This is a genomic window from Paraburkholderia terricola, assembly GCF_003330825.1.
GTDB classification, from domain to species: Bacteria; Pseudomonadota; Gammaproteobacteria; order Burkholderiales; family Burkholderiaceae; genus Paraburkholderia; species Paraburkholderia terricola.
The window spans coordinates 898,697-925,625 of record NZ_CP024942.1; the positions used below are offsets into that span (position 1 = coordinate 898,697).

The 26,929-nt window shown below is 64.4% G+C and carries 23 protein-coding genes; 11 read left to right on the forward strand and 12 right to left on the reverse strand.

The annotated features are described in order from the left end of the window. Nucleotides 1-147 precede the first annotated feature (147 nt). The gene (locus CUJ90_RS22570; RefSeq protein WP_114163970.1) at nt 148-1,311 is read left to right on the forward strand and encodes an iron-containing alcohol dehydrogenase; all 1,164 of its coding nucleotides are present in this window, start codon (nt 148-150) and stop codon (nt 1,309-1,311) included. A 64-nt stretch (nt 1,312-1,375) separates the two neighbouring features. Here CUJ90_RS22570 and CUJ90_RS22575 read toward each other — a convergent pair whose 3' ends face one another. From CUJ90_RS22575 to CUJ90_RS22585, 3 genes are all read right to left on the reverse strand, one after another. After that, nucleotides 1,376-2,416 carry an ABC transporter substrate-binding protein gene (locus CUJ90_RS22575; protein WP_114163971.1) on the reverse strand — a complete coding sequence of 347 codons (1,041 nt, stop codon included), beginning with the start codon at nt 2,414-2,416 and terminating at the stop codon, nt 1,376-1,378. Nucleotides 2,417-2,478: 62 nt separating this feature from the next. Beyond that, entirely contained in the window at nt 2,479-3,873 is a 1,395-nt protein-coding gene (locus CUJ90_RS22580) for a sensor histidine kinase (protein WP_114163972.1), read from the reverse strand. Continuing rightward, on the reverse strand, nt 3,863-4,540 hold the full coding sequence (locus CUJ90_RS22585) for a response regulator (protein WP_073428698.1): 678 nt from the start codon (nt 4,538-4,540) through the stop codon (nt 3,863-3,865). The genes CUJ90_RS22580 and CUJ90_RS22585 overlap by 11 nt, the downstream gene beginning before the upstream one ends. A 271-nt stretch (nt 4,541-4,811) precedes the next feature. On the opposite strand from CUJ90_RS22585, the gene CUJ90_RS22590 reads away from it, so the two are divergent. The 4 genes from CUJ90_RS22590 to CUJ90_RS22605 all read left to right on the forward strand — a co-directional run bounded on the left by CUJ90_RS22590 (nt 4,812) and on the right by CUJ90_RS22605 (nt 8,192). Then, nucleotides 4,812-5,831 carry an ABC transporter substrate-binding protein gene (locus tag CUJ90_RS22590; RefSeq protein WP_073428699.1) on the forward strand — a complete coding sequence of 340 codons (1,020 nt, stop codon included), beginning with the start codon at nt 4,812-4,814 and terminating at the stop codon, nt 5,829-5,831. A 51-nt stretch (nt 5,832-5,882) separates the two neighbouring features. Further along, entirely contained in the window at nt 5,883-6,677 is a 795-nt protein-coding gene (locus CUJ90_RS22595) for an ABC transporter ATP-binding protein (protein WP_073428700.1), read from the forward strand. A 40-nt stretch (nt 6,678-6,717) separates the two neighbouring features. After that, the gene (locus CUJ90_RS22600) at nt 6,718-7,560 is read left to right on the forward strand and encodes an ABC transporter permease (protein WP_073428701.1); all 843 of its coding nucleotides are present in this window, start codon (nt 6,718-6,720) and stop codon (nt 7,558-7,560) included. A gap of 314 nt (nt 7,561-7,874) precedes the next feature. Beyond that, nucleotides 7,875-8,192 carry a DUF4148 domain-containing protein gene (locus tag CUJ90_RS22605; protein ID WP_073428702.1) on the forward strand — a complete coding sequence of 106 codons (318 nt, stop codon included), beginning with the start codon at nt 7,875-7,877 and terminating at the stop codon, nt 8,190-8,192. Nucleotides 8,193-8,418: 226 nt separating this feature from the next. Here the strand turns inward: CUJ90_RS22605 and CUJ90_RS22610 are convergent, their stop codons facing one another. The 5 genes from CUJ90_RS22610 to CUJ90_RS22630 form a co-directional block, all read right to left on the reverse strand. Next, the gene (locus CUJ90_RS22610; RefSeq protein WP_073428703.1) at nt 8,419-8,667 is read right to left on the reverse strand and encodes a hypothetical protein; all 249 of its coding nucleotides are present in this window, start codon (nt 8,665-8,667) and stop codon (nt 8,419-8,421) included. 238 nt (nt 8,668-8,905) lie between these two features. After that, on the reverse strand, nt 8,906-9,952 hold the full coding sequence (locus CUJ90_RS22615) for a phytoene/squalene synthase family protein (protein ID WP_073428817.1): 1,047 nt from the start codon (nt 9,950-9,952) through the stop codon (nt 8,906-8,908). Between the two features lie 229 nt (nt 9,953-10,181). Continuing rightward, a complete protein-coding gene (locus tag CUJ90_RS22620) occupies nt 10,182-12,083 on the reverse strand; it encodes a feruloyl-CoA synthase (protein ID WP_208645284.1) in 1,902 nt (633 codons plus the stop codon). A gap of 121 nt (nt 12,084-12,204) precedes the next feature. Next, complete coding sequence (locus CUJ90_RS22625; RefSeq protein ID WP_114163973.1) at nt 12,205-13,656, reverse strand: aldehyde dehydrogenase; 1,452 nt, start codon at nt 13,654-13,656, stop codon at nt 12,205-12,207. Between the two features lie 51 nt (nt 13,657-13,707). Then, nucleotides 13,708-14,535 (reverse strand): p-hydroxycinnamoyl CoA hydratase/lyase, encoded by an 828-nt coding sequence (locus tag CUJ90_RS22630; protein ID WP_073428706.1) that lies wholly within the window; start codon nt 14,533-14,535, stop codon nt 13,708-13,710. Between the two features lie 158 nt (nt 14,536-14,693). On the opposite strand from CUJ90_RS22630, the gene CUJ90_RS22635 reads away from it, so the two are divergent. The 6 genes from CUJ90_RS22635 (at nt 14,694) to CUJ90_RS22660 (ending at nt 22,009) form a co-directional block, all read left to right on the forward strand. Beyond that, nucleotides 14,694-15,173, forward strand: coding sequence for a MarR family winged helix-turn-helix transcriptional regulator (locus tag CUJ90_RS22635; protein ID WP_374709801.1), 480 nt, complete (start codon nt 14,694-14,696; stop codon nt 15,171-15,173). A 474-nt stretch (nt 15,174-15,647) separates the two neighbouring features. Further along, a complete protein-coding gene (gene mhpT, locus CUJ90_RS22640) occupies nt 15,648-16,820 on the forward strand; it encodes a 3-(3-hydroxy-phenyl)propionate transporter MhpT (RefSeq protein ID WP_244220122.1) in 1,173 nt (390 codons plus the stop codon). A gap of 82 nt (nt 16,821-16,902) precedes the next feature. After that, nucleotides 16,903-18,042 carry a porin gene (locus CUJ90_RS22645; RefSeq protein WP_114163974.1) on the forward strand — a complete coding sequence of 380 codons (1,140 nt, stop codon included), beginning with the start codon at nt 16,903-16,905 and terminating at the stop codon, nt 18,040-18,042. Nucleotides 18,043-18,052: 10 nt separating this feature from the next. Next, nucleotides 18,053-19,786, forward strand: coding sequence for a tannase/feruloyl esterase family alpha/beta hydrolase (locus CUJ90_RS22650; protein ID WP_073428710.1), 1,734 nt, complete (start codon nt 18,053-18,055; stop codon nt 19,784-19,786). A gap of 390 nt (nt 19,787-20,176) precedes the next feature. Then, entirely contained in the window at nt 20,177-21,652 is a 1,476-nt protein-coding gene (locus CUJ90_RS22655; protein WP_114163975.1) for an ATPase domain-containing protein, read from the forward strand. A gap of 6 nt (nt 21,653-21,658) precedes the next feature. Then, complete coding sequence (locus CUJ90_RS22660; RefSeq protein WP_073428712.1) at nt 21,659-22,009, forward strand: response regulator; 351 nt, start codon at nt 21,659-21,661, stop codon at nt 22,007-22,009. 41 nt (nt 22,010-22,050) lie between these two features. On the opposite strand, the gene CUJ90_RS22665 is transcribed toward CUJ90_RS22660, so the two are convergent. The 4 genes from CUJ90_RS22665 to CUJ90_RS22680 form a co-directional block, all read right to left on the reverse strand. After that, nucleotides 22,051-23,025 (reverse strand): HPP family protein, encoded by a 975-nt coding sequence (locus CUJ90_RS22665; protein ID WP_083082203.1) that lies wholly within the window; start codon nt 23,023-23,025, stop codon nt 22,051-22,053. Nucleotides 23,026-23,109: 84 nt separating this feature from the next. Beyond that, entirely contained in the window at nt 23,110-24,504 is a 1,395-nt protein-coding gene (gene pntB / locus CUJ90_RS22670) for a Re/Si-specific NAD(P)(+) transhydrogenase subunit beta (RefSeq protein WP_073428714.1), read from the reverse strand. 9 nt (nt 24,505-24,513) lie between these two features. Continuing rightward, the gene (locus CUJ90_RS22675; protein WP_083082201.1) at nt 24,514-26,088 is read right to left on the reverse strand and encodes a Re/Si-specific NAD(P)(+) transhydrogenase subunit alpha; all 1,575 of its coding nucleotides are present in this window, start codon (nt 26,086-26,088) and stop codon (nt 24,514-24,516) included. A gap of 1 nt (nt 26,089) precedes the next feature. Next, nucleotides 26,090-26,869 (reverse strand): fumarylacetoacetate hydrolase family protein, encoded by a 780-nt coding sequence (locus CUJ90_RS22680; RefSeq protein ID WP_114163976.1) that lies wholly within the window; start codon nt 26,867-26,869, stop codon nt 26,090-26,092. Nucleotides 26,870-26,929 lie beyond the last annotated feature (60 nt).

Here is a 26,929-nt window from a genome sequence, read left to right on the forward strand (position 1 = left end):
CCGAATCTGGTACAACTAACGCCTGCGCTCCAGCTCTCGCTTCCCGCATTTTTCCCGCGAGGCCGCGAGCCTTTACCGCCGCAAAAACACCATTCCGCAGCCCGATCGGCGCAACGCCGCGAGCCATGCGATGCAAGGAGACGCTAAATGACGAACGCATTCCGCTTCCAGACCGTGCCGGCCATGCTGGTCGAGTTCGGCGCCGCGCGCCGCCTCGGCGCTCTATTGCGCGCGCAATTTCCAGCGCTTACGCGCCTGTGCGTCGTCACCGACGCTTTCCTTCACAAGAGCGGGCTCCTGAATCCCGCGCTCGCCGACCTCGCCGCGCACGGCTGGAACGCCACCGTAATCGACGACGTGATCGCCGATCCGCCCGAACACATCGTGCTCGAAGCAACTTCGCGCGCGCGGACGGCGGGTGCGCAGATCGTGCTGGGCCTGGGCGGCGGCTCGTCGATGGACGTGGCGAAGCTGATCGCCGTGCTGGCTCCGCAGGAACAGCAAACACTCGCCGACATGTACGGCGTGAACAAGATCGTGGTCTCCCGCCTGCCGCTCGTGCAGATGCCGACCACCGCGGGCACCGGTTCGGAAGTGACGGCCGTGTCGATCGTGACGGTTGGCGAGGCGAAGAAAATGGGCGTGGTCGCCCCGCAGTTGATCGCCGATCTGGCGATTCTCGACGCCGAACTCACGCTCGGTTTGCCCAAGGCCGCGACCGCCGCAACCGGCATCGACGCGATGGTGCATGCGATCGAGGCGTACACGTCCGCGCATCTGAAGAACCCGATCTCCGACATGCTCGCGATTAAAGCGCTCGAACTGTTGTCGCGCAATCTGCTGCCTGCGTGCGAGAGCGGCCGAAACCGCGAGGCACGCGAAGCCATGCTGCTCGGCGCGACCTTCGCGGGCCAGGCGTTTGCCAATTCGCCGGTGGCCGCGGTGCATGCGCTCGCGTATCCGATCGGCGGCATTTACCACGTGCCGCACGGTCTTTCGAATGCGCTCGTGCTGCCACACGTGTTGCGGTTTAACGCCGAGGCGGCGGCGCATCTGTATGCGGAACTCGCGGACGTGATCATGCCGGGCGCGACCGGCAGCGCCGCCAGCAAGACGCAGGCGCTGATCGAACGGCTCGAACAGATGATCGCCGCGACGGCGATTCCGGCGCGGCTGCGCGATGTCGGCATCGAACGCAGCGGACTCGAACGGATGGCGAGCGACGCCATGTTGCAAACGCGGCTGCTGGTCAACAATCCCCGGTCGCTCACCGAGGACGATGCATTGGCGATTTACAGCGCCGCGTTTTGATCTCGCGCTGGGCGTTATTACAAGGCGGGCGTTGCCGCGGTCTCGCGATACGCACGCATCCAGCTTAGGGCTTCACTTCGTCGACGAACTGATTGGTGAACGTTCTCGACAGATCGACATGGCGCCCCTTCACCGAGGGATTGAAACCCGACAGCACCTTGAGCACGGTGCGCGGGCCGTCGGCCGGCATCCTGCCGTCGACCGTGAACATCGGCAACGACGCCTTCAATGCGCTGACATAAAGCGCCTTGTCGTTGCCGATGAAGTTTTTCGGCATCCGCGCGGCGATTTCCTCGGCGCTGTGCGTATGCAGGTATTGCAGCGTCCTCACGAAAGCACGCGCGAGTTTGGCTGCTTCCCGCGGGTGCGTATCGAGCCATGCGCTCTGCACGTACAGGCTGGAAGCCGGATACGTGCCGCCGAGCGCGGCACGCGTGCCCTCGACGTTGCGCATGTCCACGAGAATCCTCGCATCGCCGGATTTGAGCAGTTGCGACACGGTCGGCTCGGTCGTCATGCCCGCGTCGATGCGGCCTTGCCTGATCGCCGCGATAAAGCTGTTGTCCGCGCCCACCGGCAGCACCGTGTATTGCGAGTTCGGCACGCCCTCGAGTCTCGCCAGATACTGCGTCAGAAAATTGGTCGACGAACCGAGCCCGGTCACGCCGAGCGTCTTGCCCCTGACGTCGGCCATGCTTTTGATCGAATCGGCGGCTCTCGCCGACACCATTTCCACTTCGCCGGGCACCTGGCCGAGCACGACGATGCTCTTTACCTCCTTGCCCTTGCTCTGCAAAACGATGGTGTGGTCGTAGAAACCCACCACCCCTTGCACCGCGCCCGCCAGCAATTCGTTCTCCGCGTCGACGCCCGCCGTTTGCGACAGCAGTTCCACGTCGAGGCCTTCGGCCTTGAAGTAGCCAAGCTGCTCCGTCAGGAACACCGGAAGATAGATGAGCTTGGTGATGCCACCCACCATGATCGCGACTTTCCCGGGCGCATCGTCCTGCGCGGACGCCGCCGCCGGAGCCAGCAGAAAGAGTGTGAAAAACGCCGCGACTGCCGCATGGAACGCGCGCGAAAAGCTCAGTGAGGCGTTGCGCATTGTGTGAGTGTCTCCTTCCTATCGCGCATCCGCGAGAAGCGCTCGATGGGCGATTCAAACTTTTAAACCTTCTCCGCCCGCTGCGCCTTGGCGCGCGGAAACGACACCGTCACGTGCACGCCCTTGCCGCCTTCGCCCGGCTTGAGCGTGATCTCGCCATGATGCGCGTCCGCGATCTCGCGCACGATCGCGAGACCGAGCCCCGTGCCTTCGGTATCCGTCGACGCGCGGAAGAACGGTTCGAACACGCGGCCGCGCGACTCGGCCGGAATGCCGGGGCCGTCGTCCAGCACGCTCACGCTGACCGTATCGACGCCGGCATGCACCGCAACCGTGACATGGCCGCCGCTGCCCGTATAGCGGATCGCGTTCTCGGCCAGGTTGGCGATCAGCGCCTGAAGCATGCCGCGATGCCCGGCCACCGGCGCAACGCCGCTCAATTCCGCACCGAGGTCGATGTCCCGAGCCTGCGCGAGCAGCGCCAGGTCCTCCACCACTTCCATGGCCAGCGCGACGAGATCCACCGTTTCAACGGCCAGTTGCGTGTTGTCGGCGGCTTCGGCCTGCGCCAGCAACAGCAGCTTGTTGGTCAGCCCGACCATCGAACGATTGCTGCGATGCATGGCCGCGAGCGCTTCGTCGAGTGCGGGATTCAAGCCGTCCTGCTGACGCGCGAACTGCAATTGCGTGCCGAGCAGCGTAAGCGGCGTGCGCAACTGGTGGGCGGCGTCGGCAATGAAGCGCCGTTGCGCGGCGACTTGCACGCCGAGCCGCGCAATGCACTGATTGATCGCCTCGACGATCGGCCGCAACTCCGTATGCAGGCGCTCGACGCGAATCGGCTCCAGTTGCATCGGATCGCGGTCGGCGACCTCGTCCTTCACTTTCATCAAGGGCCGCAATTCGAACGTGAGGCCGATGCAAACCAGCGCCACCGCCAGCGCGATCATTTCGATCTGCCGCACGAGTTGCGGCTGCCACAATTCCTGCGCCATCGCATCGCGCGAGTGCACGGTCTTGCCGACCGTCACGCGCACGCGGCGCGTCACGCCATTGTCGTACATGAGACGAACGAGGCCGACCGCGCGCACGGCACGGCCTTGCAAAGCGGCGTCGTAATGATCGGGGGTATCGGGGCGCTGCGCCGGGCGCGGCGGGAAGTCGGGCGTGCCCGCGAGCAGGCGGCCATCGTCGACGCTCACGCTGTAGAACACCTGGTCGCGATAAGGCGACGCGAATATTTCGAGCGCGGCGGGCGGCACGTCCACGCGCAGGAAGCCGTCCACCCATTGCACTTCGCCCGCGATCATGCGCGCCGACGAAATCAACTGGTTATCCTGCACCAGATCCGCGGTGCGCCGCGCGTTGTCGTATTCGGCCTTGCCGGTGACGAACACGTATAGCGCGAGCGGCACGAGCAGCCACCACAACAAACGCACGCGCAAGCTATTGGTCATCTTCTTTCTTGCGCAACAGGTAGCCGAGCCCGCGCAACGTGACGATCGCCGCCGAACTGCCGTCGAGTTTCTTGCGCAGCCGCGAGATGTAGATTTCCACCGCGTCCTCGCTCGGTTCGTCCGCGAGCGTGAAGATCGCGTCGACCAGCGCGGGCTTCGTCACCGTTTTGCCCAGACGCAGGATCAGCGTTTCGAGCACCGAACGCTCGCGCGGCGTGACGTTCAGCGGCGCGCCCTTCAGCGTGAACTGGCGCGTGTCGATGTCGAACGCGAGATCGCCGCACACCACCTCGCTCGCCTTCGAGGGTGACTGGCGGCGGATCGCCACCTTGATGCGCGCGACCAGCTCGCGCACTTCGAACGGCTTGACGAGGTAGTCGTCCGCGCCGGCGCCGAGCAGTTCCACCTTTTCGTCGATGGAGCCGCTCGCCGTCAGGATCAGCACCGGCGTCGAGTCGCCGCGCTGACGCAGACGGCGCAGCACGTTCTTGCCGGACAGTTGCGGCAGATTGAGGTCGAGCAGAATCACGTCGTAATGATTCGTGCGCAATAGACGGTCGGCGGAGTCGCCGTCCTGCACCGCGTCGAGCGCGAACGCCTCCTGTTCCAGCATCCTGGCGAGCCAGTGCGCGAGCGTGGGATTGTCTTCGATGAGCAGCAGCTTCATGGCGGGAACGCGAAAGTCAGATCGTCGATTGTGCCGTAAAACAAGGGCTTTGCGCGCACCGCATGGGGTTCGCGGCAGGCCTTCGAGTATTCGCGGCAAGTCTCTCGGCGGGTGTCTCGGCGGGTTTTCGGCGGGTTTTCGGGTTAACACCCATGATTTAGCCACGTCCCCGAAAGCTGGCAGAAGGTTTGCGATTTCTATACTCGCCTCCATTCACCCAGAAAGCGCCGCATTTTCCACCCAGCGGCGACAAACCTACGGAGACTGCTTCATGCGTACCTTGCGCCAGATTGCCGCTGTGTCAGGTGTTGCGTTCACCCTTGCCGCCGCCTCGGCTGCCGCTCATGCCGAGAAGCTGACGATCATGGTCGGCGGCGCCACCAAGATCATCTATCTGCCGGCCAAGCTCACCGAGCAGCTCGGCTACTTCAAGGACGAAGGCCTCGACGTCGAAATCCTCTCGCAACCGGCGGGCGTCGACGCGGAAAACGAACTGCTCGCGGGCGCGGTGCAAGGCGTGGTGGGTTTCTACGACCACACCATCGATCTGCAGAGCAAGGGCAAGGAAGTGGAGGCGCTGGTGATTTTCGGCCAGGTGCCGGGCGAGGTGGAGATGGTCTCCACCAAGGCCGCGGGCACGCTCAAGAGCATGGCCGACGTCAAGGGCAAGACGCTCGGCGTGACCGGCCTCGGTTCGTCGACGAGCTTCCTCACACAATATCTCGCGCAACGCGGCGGCGTGCCGAGCTCGCAGTACACGTTGCTGCCGGTGGGCGCGGACAACAGCTTTATCGCGGCCATCAAGCAAAGCCGCATCGACGCGGGCATGACGACCGAGCCGACCGTCTCGCAACTGCTGAAGACCGGCGACGCCAAGGTGCTGGTCGACATGCGCACGCTGGAAGGCACGCGCGCCGCGCTCGGCGGAACCTATCCGGCTTCGAGCTTCTACGTGCAGCGCGCGTGGGCCGAGTCGCACAAGGACGACGCCGCGAAACTCTCGCATGCGTTCGCGAAGACGCTGAACTTCATTGCGACGCATAGCGCCGAGGAGATCGCCGCGAAGATGCCGAAGGACTATTACGGCAACAACAAGGACCTCTATGTCGGCGCGCTGAAGGCGTCGCTGCCGATGTTCACGAAGGACGGCAAGATGCCCGCCGACGGCCCCGACACGGTGCTGAAAGTATTGTCGGCATTCAATCCGTCGGTGAAGGGCAAGCATATCGACCTCGCCAAGACGTACACCAACGACTACGTGTCGGCGCCGGTCAAAACCGCGGCGAAGTAACACCCCTTCGACATCACGAGACACATCACGAGAACAGCGAGGCCCCAGCCGATGAATCCATCCATGTCACGCGATACGCCAGCTATCGAGATGCGCAACGTATCGTGCCGTTTCATTTCTCCCGACGGCAAGGCGACGATCGCGTTGCGCGACTTCAGCATGTCGGTGGCGCGCGGCGAATTCGTCGCGATTGTCGGCCCGACGGGTTGCGGCAAGTCGACCACGCTCAGCATGATCACCGGCTTGCTGAAGCCCACCACCGGCGAAGTGCGCGTGATGGGCGCGCCGGTCGACGGCATCGATCCGCGCATCGGCTTCGTGTTTCAGGCGGACGCTGTGTTCCCGTGGCGCTCGGTGCTCGACAACGTGGCGGCCGGTCCGCTGTATCGCGGTCGTTCGAAATCCGCCGCGTACGACGAAGCCAATGAATGGCTGCGCCGCGTGGGCCTCGACAAGTTTGGCAAGCACTACCCGCATCAACTCTCCGGCGGCATGAGAAAGCGCGTGGCGCTCGCGCAAACCTTCATCAACAGGCCCGAAATCCTGCTGATGGACGAGCCCTTCTCGGCGCTCGACATGCAAACCCGCACGCTGATGCAGGACGAGTTGCTGCAACTGTGGGCCGGCGCCGGCTCGGTGGTGTTCGTCACGCACGATCTGGAGGAAGCGATTGCGCTCGCCGACCGCGTGTTCGTGCTGACCGCGCGCCCCGCCACGCTGAAGAAAGTGTATGAAATCGATCTGCCGCGTCCGCGCGTCACGTCGGAGGTCCGCTACGACCCACGCTTTATCGAAATCTCGCGCGACATCTGGCATGACCTGCGCGAAGAAGTGCAGATCGGTTAATCAAGGAACGGCAAACATGTCTACGACTACCTCTGAACAGATGATGCCTTCGGGCATCGACGCCGCGTCGCTCGCTCATGTCGAACGCGTCGCGCAAAAACGCATCCGGCAGCGCCATGCACTGGTGATTTCGCTGCGCATCGTCGTGCTGGTGGTGGTGCTCGGCGGCTGGGAGTTGTCCGCGCGCCTGAAGTGGATCGACCCGTTCTTCTTCTCGATGCCGAGCGCGATCTTCGATCAGATCGTCGACTGGTTCGTGAACGGCACTTCGCAAGGGCCGCTGCTGACGCAGGTATGGGTGACGCTCGAGGAAACCGCGCTCGGTTTCCTTATCGGCTCGGTGGCGGGCGTGTTCTGCGGCATCGTGCTTGGCCGCAACAAGCTGCTCTCCGACGTGTTCAGCCTCTACATCAAGATCGCCAACTCGATTCCGCGCGTGGTGCTCGGCTCGGTGTTCGTGATCGCGCTGGGTCTGGGGATGGCGTCGAAAGTGGCGCTTGCCGTGGTGATGGTGTTCTTCGTCGTGTTCGCCAACGCGTTCCAGGGCGTGCGTGAAGCGGACCGGTTCATGATCGCCAATGCGCAGATTCTCGGTGCGTCGCGCCGCCAGGTGACGACGTCGGTGGTGATTCCGTCGGCGTTGAGCTGGATTCTTGCGAGCTTGCATGTGAGCTTCGGCTTCGCTCTCGTCGGCGCGGTGGTGGGCGAGTTTCTCGGCTCCAAGCAGGGCATCGGCCTGTTGATCTCCACCGCGCAAGGCGCATTCAACGCAAGCGGCGTGTTCGCGGCGATGATCGTGCTGGCGGTGGTCGCACTCGCCGCGGATTATCTGTTGACCGCCGTCGAACATCGCTTGTTGAAGTGGCGGCCGGCCGCGGTTTGAGCGATCGGTTTCAGGTTTGAGCCCGCGTGGAACGCGGGCATTGTGAGCGAATGCCGTTCGGTCTCTGACTGAACGGCATTTTTGTTTTTGCAGCGTGGAAGGCGGCGATTGAAAACAGCACGCGAGGACGCAGCAGCTTGTCGCGTGCCTCTGCCCTGCCATCACAAGATGCCGCTGGTTTGTCTCAAATCCAGCAACAAAGATTACCTGAGTCGGTGGTTACTCCGTCGAAGTCGCAAACCTACAATGCACTCACTGGTTACGAACAACACCGTTCGTAACGCGACAAAGACCCGAACTGGAGGTAGTTCATCATGAAATCGCTCATTCAAGCTGTTGTTATCGCCGCTGCACTGGCCGCTCCCGTTGCCTCGTTTGCACAGTCCAACCAGCCCGTGACCCGCGCGCAAGTGCGCGCCGAACTGATTCAACTCGAAAAGGCCGGTTATCAACCGGGCCGCGACGACCCGCACTACCCGGCTGACATTCAGGCCGCGCAAGCTCGCGTCGATGCGCAAAACGGCACCGCACAGCCGGCGCAAAGCGGTTACGGTGGTGTGGCAGGCGGCTCGTCGCAAGTGGGCCGCGCGGCTGCCGCCAATGGACAGAAGTCGATTTACTTCGGGCAATAAGCGCTAGCTCTTGCGCCAGGCGAGCGCTAATGAAACGCGCGCTTTGACTCAAACGAACTGGCCCGCGACCGAGCATGGCGATCGCGGGCCAGCGGTTTATTCGATACCTCCGTCATCGGGCTCCCGGTGACTTCGCCTGGATCTCCACGGTCCAGGCGCTTTTTCGCGGCGCATCTTTGGCGATGCCCGCCTGCGTGTCTCCGTGATGCACTGTGTAATGAACCGCTCAGTCGCGTGCGACCAGACCGCCCACTTCGCCACGGCCGGTGACAAGACAGCTCGACAGGAAATTTTCCCCCTGACTGCTGGCGCCGACGTCACCGAAGCCTTTTTTCAACGCGTTAGCCTTGACCATCTCCGCGCCCTGGTGACAGGTTATCGTTCCCGTCTCGCCCGCTTGCGCGCGCATCAATGCCCTATCCGCTAGCAGATAGCCCAGCAGCAACACCACGGCAATATTGAAAGCCTGTCTCATGTCCGCCTCCTCTGTCGAAGAGACTAACGCGAACCACCGATGCACGGTGTTAGGGGTTTCCCGATCGATCGCCTTTCAATGATGCAGATTAAATCAAGTGAGATTGCGGCGCGATTGGGCTGGCGTTGTCGGCGGCTTAGGCGACCATCCAGCCAAGATTCATTTTTCAACGAGTAGCCGGGTGCACATCGTATCGGTGTTTCCGCACCGGGCTAGCTACATCTTCATGTCGCCACGTTCAGAGCCGCGCTTCGATCCGTCTGATGCGCTGCTCGATCGAGTTCCGCACCAGCGCGTTCGAAGGCACCATGAACAGCGACGACGCGATGATCTGATACACCCGATTGCGTCGCACTTTCGAGACCTTCTGCGGATCGAGCCAGGCGTCGTTATCCACCAGCAACAGCAGCGTCTCCAGACCGATCAGAATCGGCCACAAGCAGGCGAGCCGCAAACGCACGGAGAACGCGGGAATCGCCAGCGTGTAGTCCAGCGCGTCACGAAAATGATCGAGCGTCTTGCGCAGCAGTTCGACCAGCAGCGGACGCGCGCGTATGGAGTTGCCCGGCAGCAGCAGATCTTGCGCGCTCAGCCCGTGGCGAACCAGCAGCGTCTCGGGAAGATAACAGCGGCCGATCCGCAAGTCCTTGCCGCAATCGCGCAGCACGTTGGTCATCTGCAACGCCTTGCCGAAACGCACGCCGCGGCGCGCCATCGTCTCGGGCCGTTCCTTCAGCGTACCGGGCATGTGCGCATAAGTCATCGTGGTCCAGAATTCGCCGACGCAACCCGCCACCAGATACGTATAGCGATCCAGTTCGTCGTATTCGCGCAGCGCGGCGATCCGGCCGGAACGTTCGTCGGGGAAGGTGCGAAGATCGAATTCCATGCCTTCGGTCAGCGTCGATACGATCTCACGCACCGCCTTGCGATCGGGCTCGCTGAGTTGCGACAAGACTTCGAGCGCGGGTCCGAGCGATTCGAGCAGCACCTTTTCATCCGACTGCGCCTGCTGGCCCGCCACTTCCGCGGCCATGCGCCGGATCAGCGCGCCGTCGTCGGCTGCGCCGTTCACCTGGTCGCGCAACGACAGCAGCAGCGCAAGGCGCTGTTCCGGCGAAATGAGCGACGTGTCGGCGATCGTATCGGCCGCGCGCGCCAACAGATACGCGAGGCCGATGGGGTCGCGCATGCCGGCGGGCAGCACGCGCAGCGTAAGGTAGAAGGAGCGTGAAACGCCTTTCAGGAGCGGACCGAGAAGGAAGGCCCGGGTCGGATTCGGCATGAGTGGGATCAGGTCAGTAGGGGCAAAAATCAGGCGCTGCCGAATTGTATACGGCGAAGCGCTTTCGCCGCGCGGCAGTGGATTGGCGCTGACCCGCGCCAACTTTGTTGCGAGCCCTTCTGCTTAAGTGCCTTTTTTTACCCCAGTAGACCATTCTCTTTCAGAACCAGCGGCTGCCACTTCGTGTTCCTGAAACGCAAGCCGATCACCGATCACGCCGGCGCATGCATTACGCCGCGCCACCCGCGACCGCGTAAATCACCGCGGAATCGCGCCGCGCCGCGTCATACATCGCCTCGACGAGCGCGGCCCGATGCGTCAACACCGCGCGCTGATTGATCGAGCCTTTGTCGGTGATCTCGCCGAGATCGAGCGACGGCGCGACGTCCATGAGCCGCAGGCGCGCGATCGTAGTCGCGCCGCCGGTCGCGCCGCGATTGAGCGTCGCCAGTAAAGCCGCGAAATGCGCCCGCACCGCCGGCGCTTCCACCACTTCGCGCGCGCTCGCCGATTCAGGCAGTCCCGCGAGCCGCCGGCAATCGGCGAGCCGCGGAAACACCAGCAAGCCCACGTCGTCGCGATTCATGCCGGCGACCACCACGTCTTGCACATAGGGCGCGCCCTCGGAAATCACACGCGCCCGCATGGGACCGACGCTCACGAAGGTGCCCGAACTCAGCTTGAAATCCTCGGCAATGCGTCCGTCGAACAGCAAGCCGAGTTCCGGCCGCTCGACATCGACAAAGCGCAACGCGTCGCCGCTGCAAAAGTAGCCTTCCTCGTCGAATGCGTTGTCCGACTCGCCGGCGTTCGCGTGCCAGTAACCGGCCATCACGTGCGGGCCGCGATAGCGCGCTTCGAGTTTGTCGCCGACCGGCGCAAGCTTGACCTCGCAGCCAGGCGCGGGCAAGCCGACATAGCCGGCGCGCATGATCGGCCCGGTGGTGAACAGGCATGACGGCGACGTTTCGGTCATGCCGAGTCCCGCCATGATGCGAATGCGCTCGCCGCAGTATTTTTCCGTGACCCGCTCCAGCCGGTCCCACGCGGCTTGCGAGAGGCCGGCACCCGCAAAGAAATACACCTTCACGCGTGAGAAAAACGTCTCACGCAATTGCGCGTCGTGCTCCAGCGCGATCGCCAGTTCTTCCCAACCCTTCGGCACATTGAAGTAGATGGTCGGTGCGATTTCGCGCAGATTGCGCAACGTTTCCTCGAACTTGCCGTTGACGGGTTTGCCGTCGTCGATATAGATCGTGCCGCCGTTGTAGAGCGCGATGCCGGCGTTATGGCTGCCGCCGAAGGTGTGGTTCCAGGGCAGCCAGTCGACCAGAACCGGCGCTTCCCGCGCGAACTCGGGAAAGGTTTCGAGCAGCATCTGCTGGTTGCTGCACAGCATGCGGTGCGTGGTCGGCACGGCCTTGGGCAGTTTGGTCGAGCCCGACGTGAAAAGAAATTTGGCGATGGTGTCGGGGCTCACCGTTGCGTGAACCGAGTCGACGGTGGTGGGCGTCGTGTTCAGCAGGTCATCGAACGACGTCACGCTATGCGCCGCGCGCACCTCGCGTGGTCCGTTGACCGATACGACTTCGACGTCGGCAGGCACCACCGCCGCGATGGCCCTGGCGAACACATCATAGTCGCTGACGAGAACGAGTCCCGGCGTGAGCAGATCGATCGTATGACGCAGTTTGCCGAAGTCGCCCGAAGCCAGCGCATAGGCCGGCGAAATCGCCGCATACGGAATGCCGGCCCACATTGCGCCCAGCGCCAGTTGCAGATGCTCGAGATCGTTGCCGGAGAGAATCGCGACCGGCCGCTCGACGGAAAGATTGCGGGCCAGCAGAGCCTGCCCGATAGCGCGAGCGCTTTGCAACGCCTTCGCATAGCTCACGCCGATCCATTCGCCGTCGATACCGCGGCGTGCCGCCAGCCAGCGTTCGGGATGCGCTTGCGCACCGCTCGCGAGCCGGTCGGTCATGCGCCGCGGATGTTCGCCGAGCGGCTCGGCCGCGCGCAGATACCACGTATCGCCGCGCCGTTGCGCATGCACCGACGAAGTACCGATCGCCGTGGCGCGATAGCGCGTCGGCGTGCCGGGGGCATTCGATTGTTTTGGCTCGGAATGCAAAGCCTGTCTCCTGTTACGCGCCGCCTATGACGGCATCGGGGGGCGCTCCGCTTCATGCGGCGCAGCCACCTTCTCCATGCGTTGATACGGCTCTGATTGCAGCGTATCAGCCGCACGCGAATCAGATCGGATAGTGCCGCGGTCCGGTTTGAATCGTGATCCAGCGCAGGTCCGTGAATTCGGCAATCGACGCCTTGCTGCCGAAGCGCCCATAGCCGCTCTTCTTCACGCCGCCGAACGGCATCTGCGCTTCGTCGTGCACGGTCGGTCCGTTGATATGGCAAATGCCCGATTCGATGCGCTTGGCCACGTTCAACGCGCGCGACACATCGCGGCTGAATACCGCTGCCGACAAACCGTATTCGCTGTCGTTGGCGACGCGAATCGCTTCATCGTCGCCGTCGACACGCTGCACCGTGACCACGGGACCGAAGGATTCCTCGGCGTAGAGCTTCATCGCGGGCGTTATACCGTCGACTATCGCAGGCTGCATCACCGCGCCCTCCACATGACAACCGACCGGCAGCCTTGCGCCCTTCTCATGCGCGTCCTTGACCAGCGCCTCGATGCGCCGCGCCGCAGCCGCGCTTTCGAGCACGCCAAGCACGGAATCCGCCGCAGCGGGATCGCCCGCTCTCAAAGTGCGCGCCTTGGCCGCGAGCTTTTCCACTAACGCATCGGCGATCTTCCGGTCGACAATCACGCGCTCAGTGGACATGCAGATTTGCCCCTGGTTGAAGAACGCGCCGAACGCAATGCCGGCGACGGCCGCATCCAGATCCGCATCGTCGAGCACGACAACCGGCGCCTTGCCGCCGAGTTCGAGCAAAGCCGGCTTCAAATGCTGCGCGGCATGTTGCGCGACGATGCGCCCCACCCGCGTCGAGCCGGTGAAGTTGACGCGCCGTACCGCCGGATGCGCAATCAGCCGCTCGACGATCGCCGGTGCGTCTTCGGCGGAATGCGTGATGACGTTCACCACGCCCTCGCCCAGGCCCGCTTCCTGCAACACGCCGCCAATCAGCCGATGCACGCCCGGACAGCCTTCCGACGCCTTCAGCACGACTGTATTGCCGCACGCGAGCGGCATGGCGATCGCGCGCGTGCCGAGAATCACCGGCGCATTCCACGGCGCCATGCCGAGCACCACGCCGCACGGCTGACGCACCGCCATCGCGAGACTGCCGGGCACGTCCGAGGGAATCACGTCGCCGTCGATCTGCGTGGTCATGGCGGCGGCTTCGCGCAGCATGTTGGCGGCCAGCATCACATTGAAGCCGTACCAGTTCGGCATCGCGCCGGTTTCGGCGACGCCGGTTTCGATGAATTGCGCGGTGCGCGCATCCATCAGATCGGCGGCGGCCAACAGACGCTTGCGGCGCTCCGTCGGCGCGAGCGCCGACCATGCCGGGAATGCCCGCGCGGCTGCGGCGACTGCCGCGTCGGCATCGGCGAGCGTTGCCGCGGCCGCGCGCGAGGCAGGCTTGCCGCTCGCGGGATTGATGCGCTCGAACGTCTTGCCGTCCGACGCGCCGCGGCTCTCGCCGCCGATCAATAACGTCACTTCATGCATGTTGCTCGTCTCCTCGCTTGTCTTTTCTCGCGCGCATCCGCGCGCGCTCGATCAGCGCTTGTAGGTTTGCAAACCCGGCTTGATCGCCTTGTCGTCGAGGAACTGCTTCAGGCCCTGCTCGCGGCCGCCTTCAGGATCGCGATGCTGCGCCTGATCGAGCTTGGCGTACAGGTAGTCTTCGTTCTGATCCCACGTGAGTTCGCGGCAACGCTTGAAGCCGTTCTTGGCCGCGCGCAGCACCACCGGATTCTTTTCGAGCAGCTTGCCGGCGAGAACGCGCGTGGCTTCGCGCAGTTCGGCACGCGGCACGCTCTTGTTGACGAGGCCCATCTGCGCCGCTTCCTGGCCCGTGAATGTTTCACCCGTCATGATGTAGTACAACGCCTGACGATGCCCGACGGTGTCGGCCATCGCCTTGCTCACCAGATTGCCCGGCGGAATGCCCCAGTTGATTTCGGAGAGGCCGAACACGGCTTCGTCGGCGGCAATCGCGAGATCGCACGCCACCAGCGGCGAGAAGCCGCCGCCGAAACACCAGCCGTTGACCATCGCGATGGTCGGCTTCGCGTACATGCGCAGCAACTGCCATTGCCAGCGGCATGCATCGCGGCGAATCTTTTCCTGCAGGATTTCCGGGCCGGCGTCGACTTCGCGGAAATACTCCTTCAGGTCCATGCCGGCGGTCCATGCGTCGCCCTCGCCCGTCAGCACCAGAACTTGCGCTTCCGCGTCGAGTTCGACCGCTTCCAGAACCTCGATCATTTCCTTGTTCAGCGTCGGGCTCATCGCGTTGCGTTTCTCGGGACGATTGAGCGACACCCACGCGATTCCCTCAGCGACATCGACCTTGACGGTTTTCCAGCGACCTTCGTAACCCATCTGTTTTCTCCATGAACGTTGACCGCCGCAGCGGCCCGATGAGCTTATTTAATATCAGGCTGCCTGATATGTAAAGCGGAAAATCGGCGGCTCGGTGCAAACCCCTAGCGGCGGAATCGGCGGCGAGGCGCGCTAAGATGCGGCATAGACCGAATCTCCTGACGACAATGAGCAAAAAACAGAATTCGCCCGCGGAGCCCGCTGTCACCCGCACTCGCCGACCCAGCCTGCGACTCGCCTATGTGATCGGCAGTCTCGACCGCATCCTGCGGCGGCGCATGACCGAAGCGCTCGCGCCGCTCGGTCTGACGCTCGCGCAGTTCACCGCGCTGTCCGTGCTCGAAGCAAAGGGCCAGGCGTCCAATGCGCAAGTGGCCGAACGCTCGTTCATCACGCCGCAATCCGCCAATGAAGTCATGAACGCGATGGCGAGCCGCAACTGGGTGAGCCGCGAGCCGGACCCGACCCACGGCCGCATCGTGCTGCTGCGATTGACGGACGAAGGACGCGCCGTGCTGCGCGAATGCGAGCAGGCCGTCAAGACAATCGAGAAGCAGATGATGGCGGGCATCGAACTCGAAGCGGCCGGCGCCCTGCAAACCCACCTCGAAACTTTCGTTCGTAATCTACGCGGTTAAATTAACCGCGCCGCCAGATCGCTAGGTGTTTTCACCGAACGATTTGCGCTTGTGTTATCAGCCTACCTGATATTAAATCCACTCCACGATGCAGCGTTTGGAGACGCGCCGCATCGCCTCGAAACAATCGGACAGCCACGCGGGCATCGACTCGATGCGTTGCGCGCTGCGGTGTTCGCTGCGCGGCGTATCGGTGTGCACAACGGGTATGCCGACGCGCACGCCATCGCGAGTTCGACAGTGAACTGAATCCCGCTTCGCCGAAGCCGCCTGAGATCCAGGCGAACTTCGACGCGGGCAAACGCACCGCTCATGCCTCTATCGGGCAAGCAAGACGGCGCTCAAGTGCAGCCGTCCTTCAATGAACCCGGAAAACCACGCATCTTGATAAGGATCGCTAACGTGAAAAGAGCCGGAACACTACCTTCGACCAACGGCGCCGCCGCCCCCGCCGCATCCAGCCGGACGAGCGCCCTGGTCACGCTCGGATTGTGCTTTGCCGTCGCGCTGCTTGAAGGGCTCGACCTGCAATCGGTCGGCGTCGCGGCGCCGCGCATGGCGCGCGAGTTCGGTCTGTCGGTCGGACAGATGGGGCTTGCGTTCAGCGCCGGCACTTTCGGTTTGCTGCCCGGCGCGATGTTCGGCGGACGGCTCGCGGATCGCATCGGCCGCAAACGCGTGCTGGTGATTTCCGCGTGCCTGTTCGGCCTGCTCTCGATCATGACCGCGCTGGTGAGCGACTTCCACATGCTGGTGATCGTGCGCGTGTTGACGGGCATCGGCCTCGGCGGTGCGTTGCCGAACCTGATCGCGTTGTCGTCGGAAGCGGTCGAGCCGCGCTCGCGCAGCACCGCGGTCAGCGTGATGTATTGCGGCATTCCGTTCGGCGGCGTGATCGCCTCGGTGATCGGCCTGATGAGCGCGGGCGATGCCGAGTGGCGTCACATCTTCTATGTCGGCGGTGCGGGCCCGCTGTTGCTGGTGCCGTTGCTGCTAGTGTTTCTCGCGGATTCCAAGGCGTTCACGATGGCCTCGCACGACGGACACGCGAAGCCCGCGCCGGTCGGCGAAGTTCTGTTCGGCGGCACGCGTGGTTTGTCCACCGTGCAGATCTGGATCAGCTACTTCTGCACGCTGATCGTCCTTTACTTCCTCCTCAACTGGCTGCCCTCGCTGATGGCGGCGAGCGGTTTGACGCGCGCACAGGTCGGCTACGTGCAGATCTTCTTCAACGTCGGCGGCGGGATCGGCGCGTTGTGCATCGGCATGTTGATGGATCGCATGCGCTCGGGCGCCGTGGTGGCGGGCATGTATGTCGGCATCATCGCGTCGCTCACCGCGCTCTCGATGGCGCCCGGCTTCGGCGCGCTCGCGGCCTCCGCCTTCTTCGCCGGCATGTTCGTGATCGGCGGGCAATCGGTGCTGTACGCGCTGTCCGCGGCGTTCTATCCGACGGCGATGCGCGGCACCGGCGTCGGCGCGGCGGTCGCGGTGGGCCGCATCGGCTCGGTGGTCGGCCCGCTCGCCGCGGGTCAATTACTGGCGATGGGCCGCAGTTCGTCGACGGTGATCGGCGCGAGTATTCCCGTCACGCTGATCGCGGCGGCGGCCGCGCTGCTGTTGCTGCGCCGCCCGCGCGCCGACTGAGCGGCCGCGCAAGCCGGCGCAAGCCGGCGCAACGATCAACGACAACAACACAAATTCAATCAACGGTTTGGAGACACCCCTCATGCAAGCATCCGCACGTGTTCTTCTTTGCGGCGCGTTGTGCGCCGTCAGCGGCGCCGCAACGGCCCAATCGAGCGTGACGCTCTACGGCATCATCGACACGGGCATCGAATACGTCTCGCACGCGAACGCCGCGGGCAAGAGCGTTTTCCGCATGCCCGGCATCACCGGCGAATTCCCGTCGCGCTGGGGACTGCGCGGCAACGAAGATCTGGGCGGCGGCTACAGCGCGGTATTCACGCTGGAAAGCGGCTTCAACGTGCGCGGCGGCGATCTCGGCCAGGGCGGCAGACTGTTCGGCCGCCAGGCGTTCGTCGGCATCAAGAGTCCGTATGGCACGCTTTCGTTCGGCCGCCAATACACGATGACGTACCTCGCCTTGATGGGCGCGGACCTGATCGGCCCCGACATCTACGGCCTCGGCTCGCTCGACGCCTACGTGCCGAACGCCCGCGCCGACAACTCGGTGGTCTACATGGGCAACTATGCGGGCGTGACGTTCGGCGCGAACTATTCGTTCGGCCGCGACTCGGCGGGCACCGGCAATTCGCCGGGACAAGGCACCTGCACCGGTTCTGTCGCGGGTCATGCAACCGAATGCCGCGAATGGTCCGTGATGCTGAAGTACGACGCGCCGCTGTTCGGCGTCGCGGCCTCGTATGAAGAGCAGCGCGGCGGCAGCACCGCGGCGGCGAATTTCTTCGACGGCGTGACGCCGGCCCGCATCGTCAACGCGGCCGACAAGGACATCCGCACCCACGTCAGCGCCTACGCGAACATCGGCAAAGCGAAGCTCGGCGCCGGCTGGCTCAATCGACGCGTGGAGCCGTCGGCGGGCACGGTCGCGAGCGTGCGCTCGAATCTGTTTTTCGTCGGCGCGTCGTACTTCGTGACGCCGGCTTTCATCGTCGACGGCGAGGTCTATCGCATCGTCAACACCCAGCACGACACGCGCGCCACGATGGGCACCTTGCGCACCACCTATCTGCTCTCGAAGCGCACCGCCGTCTACGCGCAAGCCTCGTATCTCGCCAACAGCGCGAAGGCGCGCTACTCCGTCAGCTCGGGCGGCGGCGGCACGACGCCCACCGCGGGCACCGGCCAGACCGGCGCGATGATCGGCGTCCGGCACTCGTTCTAGGAGACATCGCATGAAGCACACAGCCATTGCGCTCGCCGCAGCCGCGGCACTCACGCTCGCCGCGTGCGGCGGCAACGATACCGGCGGCGCCGGCAATTCCAGCACCAACGCCAACGCGCTGCCGCAACTGAGCGCGGCCACGCCGGGCACCTTGGCGGGCAATTGCACGACGCTCGGCGCGAAGCTCGCGTTCACCAACACGGTCTTTACGTCGGTGACGGACGTGGCGGCGGGCACGCTCAGCGTGGCCGGCAAACCGATCGCCGAACACTGCCTGATTCAAGGCAACATGAACCAGCGCGTGAGCAGCGTGGACGGCAAGACCTATGCGATCGGCTTCGAGATGCGCCTGCCGCTTGCATGGAACGGGCGCTTCTTCTACCAGGCCAATGGCGGGCTGGACGGCAACATCGTCACCGCCAAGGGAGAGATCGGCGGCGGCGGTCCGACCAACGACGCGCTCAACATGGGCTTCGCGGTGATCAGTTCGGACGCCGGGCACAGCGCGTCGCAGAATCCGCTGTTCGGCCTCGATCCGCAAGCGCGTCTCGACTATGGTTACAACGCGGTCGCCACGCTCACGCCGATGGCCAAGCAGGTGATCCGGCTGGCCTATGGCAAGGCGCCAGACCGCAGTTACTTCGACGGTTGCTCGAACGGCGGCCGTCATGCCCTGGTCGCGGCGGCGCGTTCGTCGGCGGAATACGACGGGATCATTGCCGGCGACCCAGGTTTCCATTTGCCGAAAGCGGCCATCGGCGAAATGTGGGGCGCGCAGCAACTGGCGAAAGTGGCGACCGCGACGACGGCAAGCGGCTTACCCGACATCACGACGGGCTTTACCGCCACGGAACGCCAGATGGTCGCGTCGAAGATACTGGCGAAATGCGACGCGCTGGATGGCGCGAGCGACGGCCTCATCCAGGACATCAAGGCATGCCAGGCCAATTTCAGCCTCGCCAATGACGTCCCGACCTGCGCAAGCAACGCACGCGACGGAACCTGTCTGACGAGCGCGCAGAAAGACGCGATCGGCAACGTGTTCTCGGGCGCGCGCAACAGCGCGGGCACCGCTTTGTACGCGAGCTTTCCGTACGATGCGGGTCTCGGCCAGGGCTGGTCGGCGTGGAAGCAGTCGAACTCCATCACGCTCGATCCGGCCGCGGCGGCCTTCACGTTCACCACGCCGCCGCAGAGTGTCTCGGTGTTGAGCCAACTGTCCGCCTACGCGCTCAACTTCAGCATGGACACCGACGCGCCGAAGATCTTCGCCACCAGCGGCGTCTACGGCGAATCGTCGTGGTCGTTCATGACGCCGCCCGACGAGACCAACCTCGGCGCACTGAAGCAACGCGGCGCGAAGCTGATGGTCTATCACGGCACGAGCGACCCGGTGTTTTCATCGAACGACACCACCGACTGGTATCAGCGGCTCATGACGGCCAACGGCGGCGACGCGTCGAACTTCGCGCGCCTTTACACGATCGCCGGCATGAACCATTGCAGCGGCGGCCCGAGCGCCGATCAGTTCGACATGCTCACGCCGATGATCTCGTGGGTCGAGCAGGGCAAGGCGCCGGACAGCGTGATCGCCACGGCGCGCGACGCGAGCAATGTGACGCCGAACACGGACGTCCCCGCGGATTGGGGCGCGGGACGCACGCGGCCGCTGTGTCCGTATCCGAAGGTGGCCCGCTATCGCGGCGGCGACATCAACGCCGCGAGCAGTTTCGCCTGTAGTTGAGATGAGGTGTCCGCGAGCGCGGATGAACACGCAAAAACACATCGCTCGCGCATGATTTGTAGTTTTGCCTGCGCGGGGAGACTTTCTTTCCCGCGCACTTCCTCAACGCCTTCGCAGCGTCGGGTTTGAAAGCCCGCATTCCTTCGCTATACAGCGCGCCCGCTGCGAATCGTTTGCACCGCGCGCCACGCCCATTGCCCACTCACAGCCAGCTCACAGCCCGTTCACGGCGAAGCCCGCAGCCGGTCGAACCATTCCCACGCCAGCCCGCTCCGGTCACGCGCGATCTCCGACAAGGCGGGAACAGCGATTGCTGACTCGTGTTCATTTGAGCGATCGACGGCTCCCCCCCGAGCCGCAGCCTCGCCGCCCTTTGAACGACACCGCGCCATGACCATTCACGAATCGCAGACATCTTCCCGCTCCAACGTGGAAACGGGCGTGCCCGGTTTCGACGAGATCCTTGGCGGCGGTCTGGTGAGCGGCGGCGTGTATCTGCTGGAAGGCATGGCCGGCGCGGGCAAGACGATTCTGTCGAGCCAGATCGGTTTTCATCGTGTGAGCCGGGGCGAGAAGGTGCTGTACATGACCTTGATCGCGGAGTCGCATGACAAGCTGCTTGCGCACCTCAAGGGCCTCGCCTTCTTCGACGAGAAAGCGGTCGCGCAGCAAATGCTGTTCATCTCCGGCTATCACGAGTTGATGCAGGACGGTCTCGACGGTTTTCTCAGGCTGATCGCCTCCAGCATCTACGACTATCGCCCGAGCCTCATGATCATCGACGGCTTTCGCAGCGCGCGTGAATTCAGCGAAACCGAACTGGCGCTGTCGAAGTTCATTCACGAGTTGAACGCGCTGGTCGCGGCCATGAATTGCACGACCTTGTTGCTCGCGCCGCTCTCCGGCAACGAGCCGCATCCCGAACACACGCTCGTCGACGGCCTGATCGAACTGAACCGCCATGGCGACGGCATGCGCCGCGCCCGCGAAATCGAAGTGCACAAGATGCGCGCCCGCAATCACCTGATGGGCAGGCACTTCTTTCGCATCGCCGAAAGCGGGCTGCTGATGTTCCCGCGCCTCGAAGCGCAGTGCGCCGCGCAGCCGGGTCCGGTCGATCTGAAAGCGCGCCTGAGTTTCGGCTTGCCGCATCTGGACAGCCTGCTCGGCGGCGGCTTCGCGCAAGGTTCGACCACCACGCTGATGGGACCGTCGGGCGCGGGCAAGACCCTGCTCGGTCTGCAGTTTCTGGCCGCCGGCGTGGCGCGCGACGAACGCTGCGTCTATCTCGGCTTTTACGAAGGACCGCAGCGGCTCATCGGCAAAGCCGAGGCGGTGTCGATCGCGTTGACCGACGCGTACGACGACGGCCGTCTCGTCATTCAATGGCAACCCGCGATCGAGCTTGCGGTCGATGAACTCGCGGCGACCGCGCTCGCCACGGTCAGGAAGATCGGCGCGTCGCGCATCGTGATCGACGGCATGGAAGGTTTCCGCGATTCGGCGTTGCGCACCGAACGCTTCGGGCTGTTTCTCAACGCCCTGCTGCACCAGCTTCGCGAAGCCGCCGTCACCACGCTGGTGACAGAAGAGCTGCCGCTTTACGCCGACCCCGGCCATGCGAGAGGCGTGCGGGTTTCGGCGTTGACCGAAAACCTGGTGCTGTTGCGTTACGCCGAAACCGAGTCGGGGTTGCGGCGCATGATCTCGGTGGTCAAGCAGCGCGAAAGCGCGCACGAGACGTCCCTGCGCGAACTCGTGATTTCGTCGCAGGGCCTCGATGTAGCGGAGTGCGCGCTCAGTCCCGCGAGCGTGTATTCGAGTCCCGGCCTGTCCGCCACGCTACAGCCGCGACGCATGACGTAGCCGCTCATGAAAACCATCCTGGTCGTGGACGACGAGTTCGACATTCTCACGGTCTGGCGACTGCTGCTGGAGCGGCACGGCTACACGGTGCTGACGGCGTCGAATGGCGCCGCCGCGCTCGAACAGATACGCAAGACTCGCCCCGACGTCGTCGTGTCGGACTGCATGATGCCGGTCATGTCAGGGCTGCAACTGTGCGCGGCGCTGTACGAGGACCCGGAACTGCGCGCCATCCCGATCATTCTGTGCAGCGCGGCGGCGGACATTCCCGTGCAGCCGAATCCCGTGATCGAATACGCGCGCAAGCCGCTTTCATTCGACACGCTGCTGAACATGCTTCGGCGCATGGCGGTCTGATCCGATCCGTTGCGCTGTCCGCGCGGGGTTCGCATTCGAGCCTACGCGGCGCGTCGCGGCGAGCGTTGCGCGTGACGATGCAAGCCGGCGATCACATCGCTCGGCGTCACCATCCCGACGAGTCGCCGCTCGGCGTCCAGCACCGGAATGTGATGATGGCCGTGAGTCGCGAACAGCGGCACGAGTTCGGCGATCGGCGTGTTCACGCTGGCCGCGCGCGGCTCGGCGTGCGCGGTTACCGCGCTTGCCGCGCTTGCCGCGCTGGCCGCTGTCGGCCGCGACATGATGGTGGCGCACGTCAACTGGTTCAGCGCGCGGGTGTAGCCCTGCAATTGCGTTTCGTGCAGCAGCGCTTCGAGATCGTCCGCGTCGATGTCGAGCCATTCGCTGCGTTTGGCGAGCACCGCATCCAGATCGGCCCGTGTGAAACCCGGCGTCGGGGCCGCGCCGGGCTGCGGATTCTGCGCGGGAACGTGCGGATACCGATGCCCCGTCAGCGCATGAAACACGAGCGCCGCGCAGAGCAGCGCGATCGACTGAATCGCAATCGGCTCGAGTACGAAGCGGTAGCCCATTGCATGAATCGCGGGACCGCCCAACACCGCCGTCAACGCAACCGCCCCTGACGGCGGATGCACACAGCGCAGCGCAAACATTGCGCAGATCGCGAGCGACACCGCGAGCGTCGCGGCCGCAACCGGGTTGGCGATCCAGCTCGCACAGGCAACGCCGACCACGGCCGATACCAGATTGCCGCCGATGATCGACCACGGCTGCGCCAGCGGGCTCGCCGGCACGCCGAACAGCAGCACGGCCGATGCGCCCATCGGCGCGACCAGCAGCGGCATCGCCGCGTCCGCGCCGACCAGAAAATACATCGACCCGCCAGTGAACGCGATGCCGAAGAGCGCGCCGACACACGATCGGAAACGCTCCGGCCATTTCGCCGTCACCGGATGCGGCGCGAAGCTCAGCAGCCAGCGCACCGCGGCAGAGGCCAAGTTCTTTTTAGGCACGTTTTTTGTCTCCGTCGTTGGCGGCGGTGGGGCTTCTCGGGCCGCTTTCCGTGTTGTTTTTCGCTGCGTTCCTCGATGCGTTCTTCAGGCGGCCTCTAATTGCCGGAGCAACGCGTCGACGCTGCCCTTCGCATCGCCGAACAGCATCCGCGTGTTGTCCTTGTAAAAGAGCGGATTGTCGACACCCGCGTAACCGGTCGCCATGCTGCGCTTCGACACGACCACCGTGCGCGCCTTCCACACTTCGAGCACCGGCATCCCCGCGATCGGGCTGCCCGGATCTTCGAGCGCGCCGGGGTTGACGATGTCGTTCGCGCCGATCACGAGCACGACGTCCGTGTTGGTGAAGTCCTCGTTGATCTCATCCATTTCGAGCACGATGTCGTACGGCACTTTCGCTTCCGCGAGCAGCACGTTCATGTGGCCCGGCAAGCGCCCCGCCACCGGATGGATGCCGAAGCGCACGCGCACGCCGAGCCCTTCGAGCTTGCGCGTGATGTCGCTGATCGTCGTTTGCGCCTGCGCGACCGCCATGCCGTAGCCCGGCACGATGATCACCTCGGACGCGTCGCGCAGAATCGCGCAGACTTCATCGACGGTGGTCGGCACGACTTCGCCGGCGATATCCGCCGAACTGGTGCCGCTTGCCGCGCCGAAGCCGCCGAGAATCACCGAGATGAAACTGCGGTTCATCGCGCGGCACATGATGTAGCTGAGAATCGCGCCGCTAGAGCCGACCAGCGCGCCGGTCGTGATCAGCAGATCGTTGCTCAGCATGAAGCCGGTGGCGGCCGCCGCCCAGCCGGAATAGCTGTTCAGCATCGAGACGACGACCGGCATATCCGCGCCGCCGATCGCCATCACCAGATGCACGCCGAGCGCGCCGGCCAGCACGATCATTGCGAGCAACGCAACGACGCCGTCGGCACCCGCCGGCACCGCAAGAAAGCGATAGCCGATCGCGATGCACAGCACGAGCACCGCGAGATTCAGCAGATGCCGGCCCGGAATGACGAGCGGCTTGCCGCTCACCGTGCCTTGCAGCTTGAGGAACGCGACGATCGAGCCGGTGAACGTGACCGTGCCGATAAACACGCCGAGGTAGATCTCGATCAGATGGATCGCGCGTTCGGCTCCGCCGAGCTCGCCGGCGGGCATCAGATAATTGGTGACGCCGATCAGCACCGCGGCAAGTCCGACGAAGCTGTGCAGGACCGCGACCAGTTGCGGCATTTGCGTCATCTCGACACGGCGCGCGAGCAATGCGCCGATTGCCGCGCCGATCACGGCTGCGGCGAGCACGACCTCGATGCCCGCGCCTTGCGCGATCAGAAGTGTCGCGACGACCGCGATCAGCATGCCGGCGACGCCGTACAGATTGCCGCGCCGCGCGCTGCTCGGATGACTCAGGCCACGCAGGCTGAGAATGAACAGCGTGCTTGCGCCGAGATACGCGATGTTGCCGATTCCGTTCAGCATGACTTCTCCTTAGTTGCGCTGAAACATCTTCAGCATCCGCTGGGTCACGAGGAACCCGCCGGCGATGTTGATCGTGGCGACCAGCAATGCGATGCCGCCGAGCACGGTGACCAGCGCGTTCGGCGTGCCGAGTTGCAGCAGCGCGCCGATCACGATGATTCCGCTGATCGCGTTGGTCACGCTCATCAGCGGCGTGTGCAACGCGGGCGTCACGTTCCATACCACCTGATAGCCGACGAACACCGCGAGCACGAACACGGTCAGGTGCGCGACGAAGGCGGGCGGCGCGACCGCGCCCAACGCGAGCAGCCCCACGGCGGCGACCGCGAGCAGAATCAGCGACGTAGAGCGCGAGCCGCGAGCCGGTTCCTTCGCATCGGCGGCAATGGCGGCGGCCTTCGCGGGCGCTGGCTTGTGCACCGCGATCGCCGCCTGTTTCGGCGGAGGGGGCGGCCAACTGATTTGCCCTTCGTACACCACGGTCGCGCCGCGCATCACGTCGTCGTTCATGTCGATACGCGCGATGCCGTCTTTTTGCGGCGTCAGATCGGTGAGCAGATGCCGGATGTTGGTGCCGTAAAGCTGACTCGATTGCGTCGCCATCCGGCTCGGCAAGTCGGTGTAGCCGATGATCGTCACGCCGTTGACGGCGGCCACGACGCCCGGCTGCGTCAGTTCGCAATTGCCGCCCTGCTCCGCCGCCATGTCGACGATCACGCTGCCCGGCCGCATGCCCGCCACCATCGCAGCGGTGATCAGCTTCGGCGCCGGCTTGCCGGGAATCAGCGCGGTCGTGATGATGATGTCGACCTCTTTCGCCTGCGCGGCGAACAACGCCATTTCCGCCTCGATGAACTTCGCGCTCATCTGCTTCGCGTAGCCGCCCGCGCCGCTGCCCTCTTCCTCGACGTCAAGCTTGAGGAATTCGGCGCCCATGCTTTCGACCTGCTGCTCGACTTCCGGGCGCGTATCGAACGCCCGCACGATCGCGCCGAGGCCGCGCGCGGCGCCGATCGCCGCCAGCCCCGCGACGCCCGCGCCGATCACCATCACCTTCGCCGGCGGCATCTTGCCCGCCGCGGTGATCTGCCCGGTGAAGACGCGGCCGAAGTGCTGCGCCGCCTCGATCACCGCGCGATAGCCGGCCATGTTCGCCATCGAACTCAGCGCGTCGAGCTTCTGCGCACGCGAGATGCGCGGCACGCTGTCCATCGCCATCGCGTTCACGCCGCGCTCGGCGAGTTGTTCGAGCAGCGCCGCGTTCTGCGCGGGCCAGATGAAACTGATCAGCGTGGCGCCCGCTTTGAGCAGCGAGGTTTCGCTGACGCCGAGCGCGGGGTGATATTCCGGTGCGCGCACCTTGATCACGATATCGGCATCGGCCCACAACGCGCGGGGGTCGCTCACGATCTGCGCGCCCGCCGCGCGGTACGCATCGTCATCGAACGACGCGCGCACGCCGGCTTCGGTTTCCACATTCACCGCGAAGCCGAGCTTCAGCAACTGCCCGACCGTTTCGGGCGTCGCGGCCACCCGCCTTTCGCCGTCGCGGATCTCGCGCGGCACGGCAATCGTCATCGGCATGTCAACTCTCCAGCGCGAGCGTGTTCGAGAGGACGCCGATGCCGTCGATCGCTACGTCGACCGTCGCGCCGTCCTTGATCGAGCCCACGCCGATCGACGTGCCGCACGCGATCACGTCGCCCGGCTCCAGCGTCATGTCCTGCGAAATCAGGCTCACCTGTTCGGCGGGCGAAAAGATCATGTCCGCGAGCGGATAGTTCTGCCGCTCGACGCCGTCGAGCGTCGTCACCACGCGCGCCGCGCGCCAGTCGAACTCGCGCTGGATCGCGGGGCCGATGCAGCTAAACGTGTCGAAGCCCTTCGAGCGGCACCACTGCGCGAAATTGACGTCTTCGTTCAGCAGTTCGCCGGCGGTGACATCGTTGATGCAGGTGTAGCCGAAGATGTGGTCGCTCGCCGCTTCGACCGATACGTTGCCGCAACGCTTGCCGATCACGATGGCGAGCTCGCCTTCGTAGGCGATCTTGCCGCCGTATGCAGGCGGCCGCCGGATCGGTTCGCGTTGACCGATCACCGAGGTCGGCGGCTTGATCAGAAAGAGCGGATGCGCGGGCGGCGCCTTGCCGAGTTTCTCGGAGAGCGCATAGAAGTTATTCCACAACGCGACGACCTTGGTCGGCACGCACGGGCTCAGCAGCGTCAGTTCATCGACGCCGTGCACGTGGCCGGTCGATATGGCATCGCCGAACATGTCGCCGGCGTATTCAGTGACGCTTTCCGCATCGAGTATTCCGAAGCGCGTATGGCCATCGGCAAGACGAAAACGTATCCACGCTGTCATCGGATTGTCTCCTGCAATATTGGTGTTGCGATGACGCGACCGGAAAGGTCGCGCCGCAAG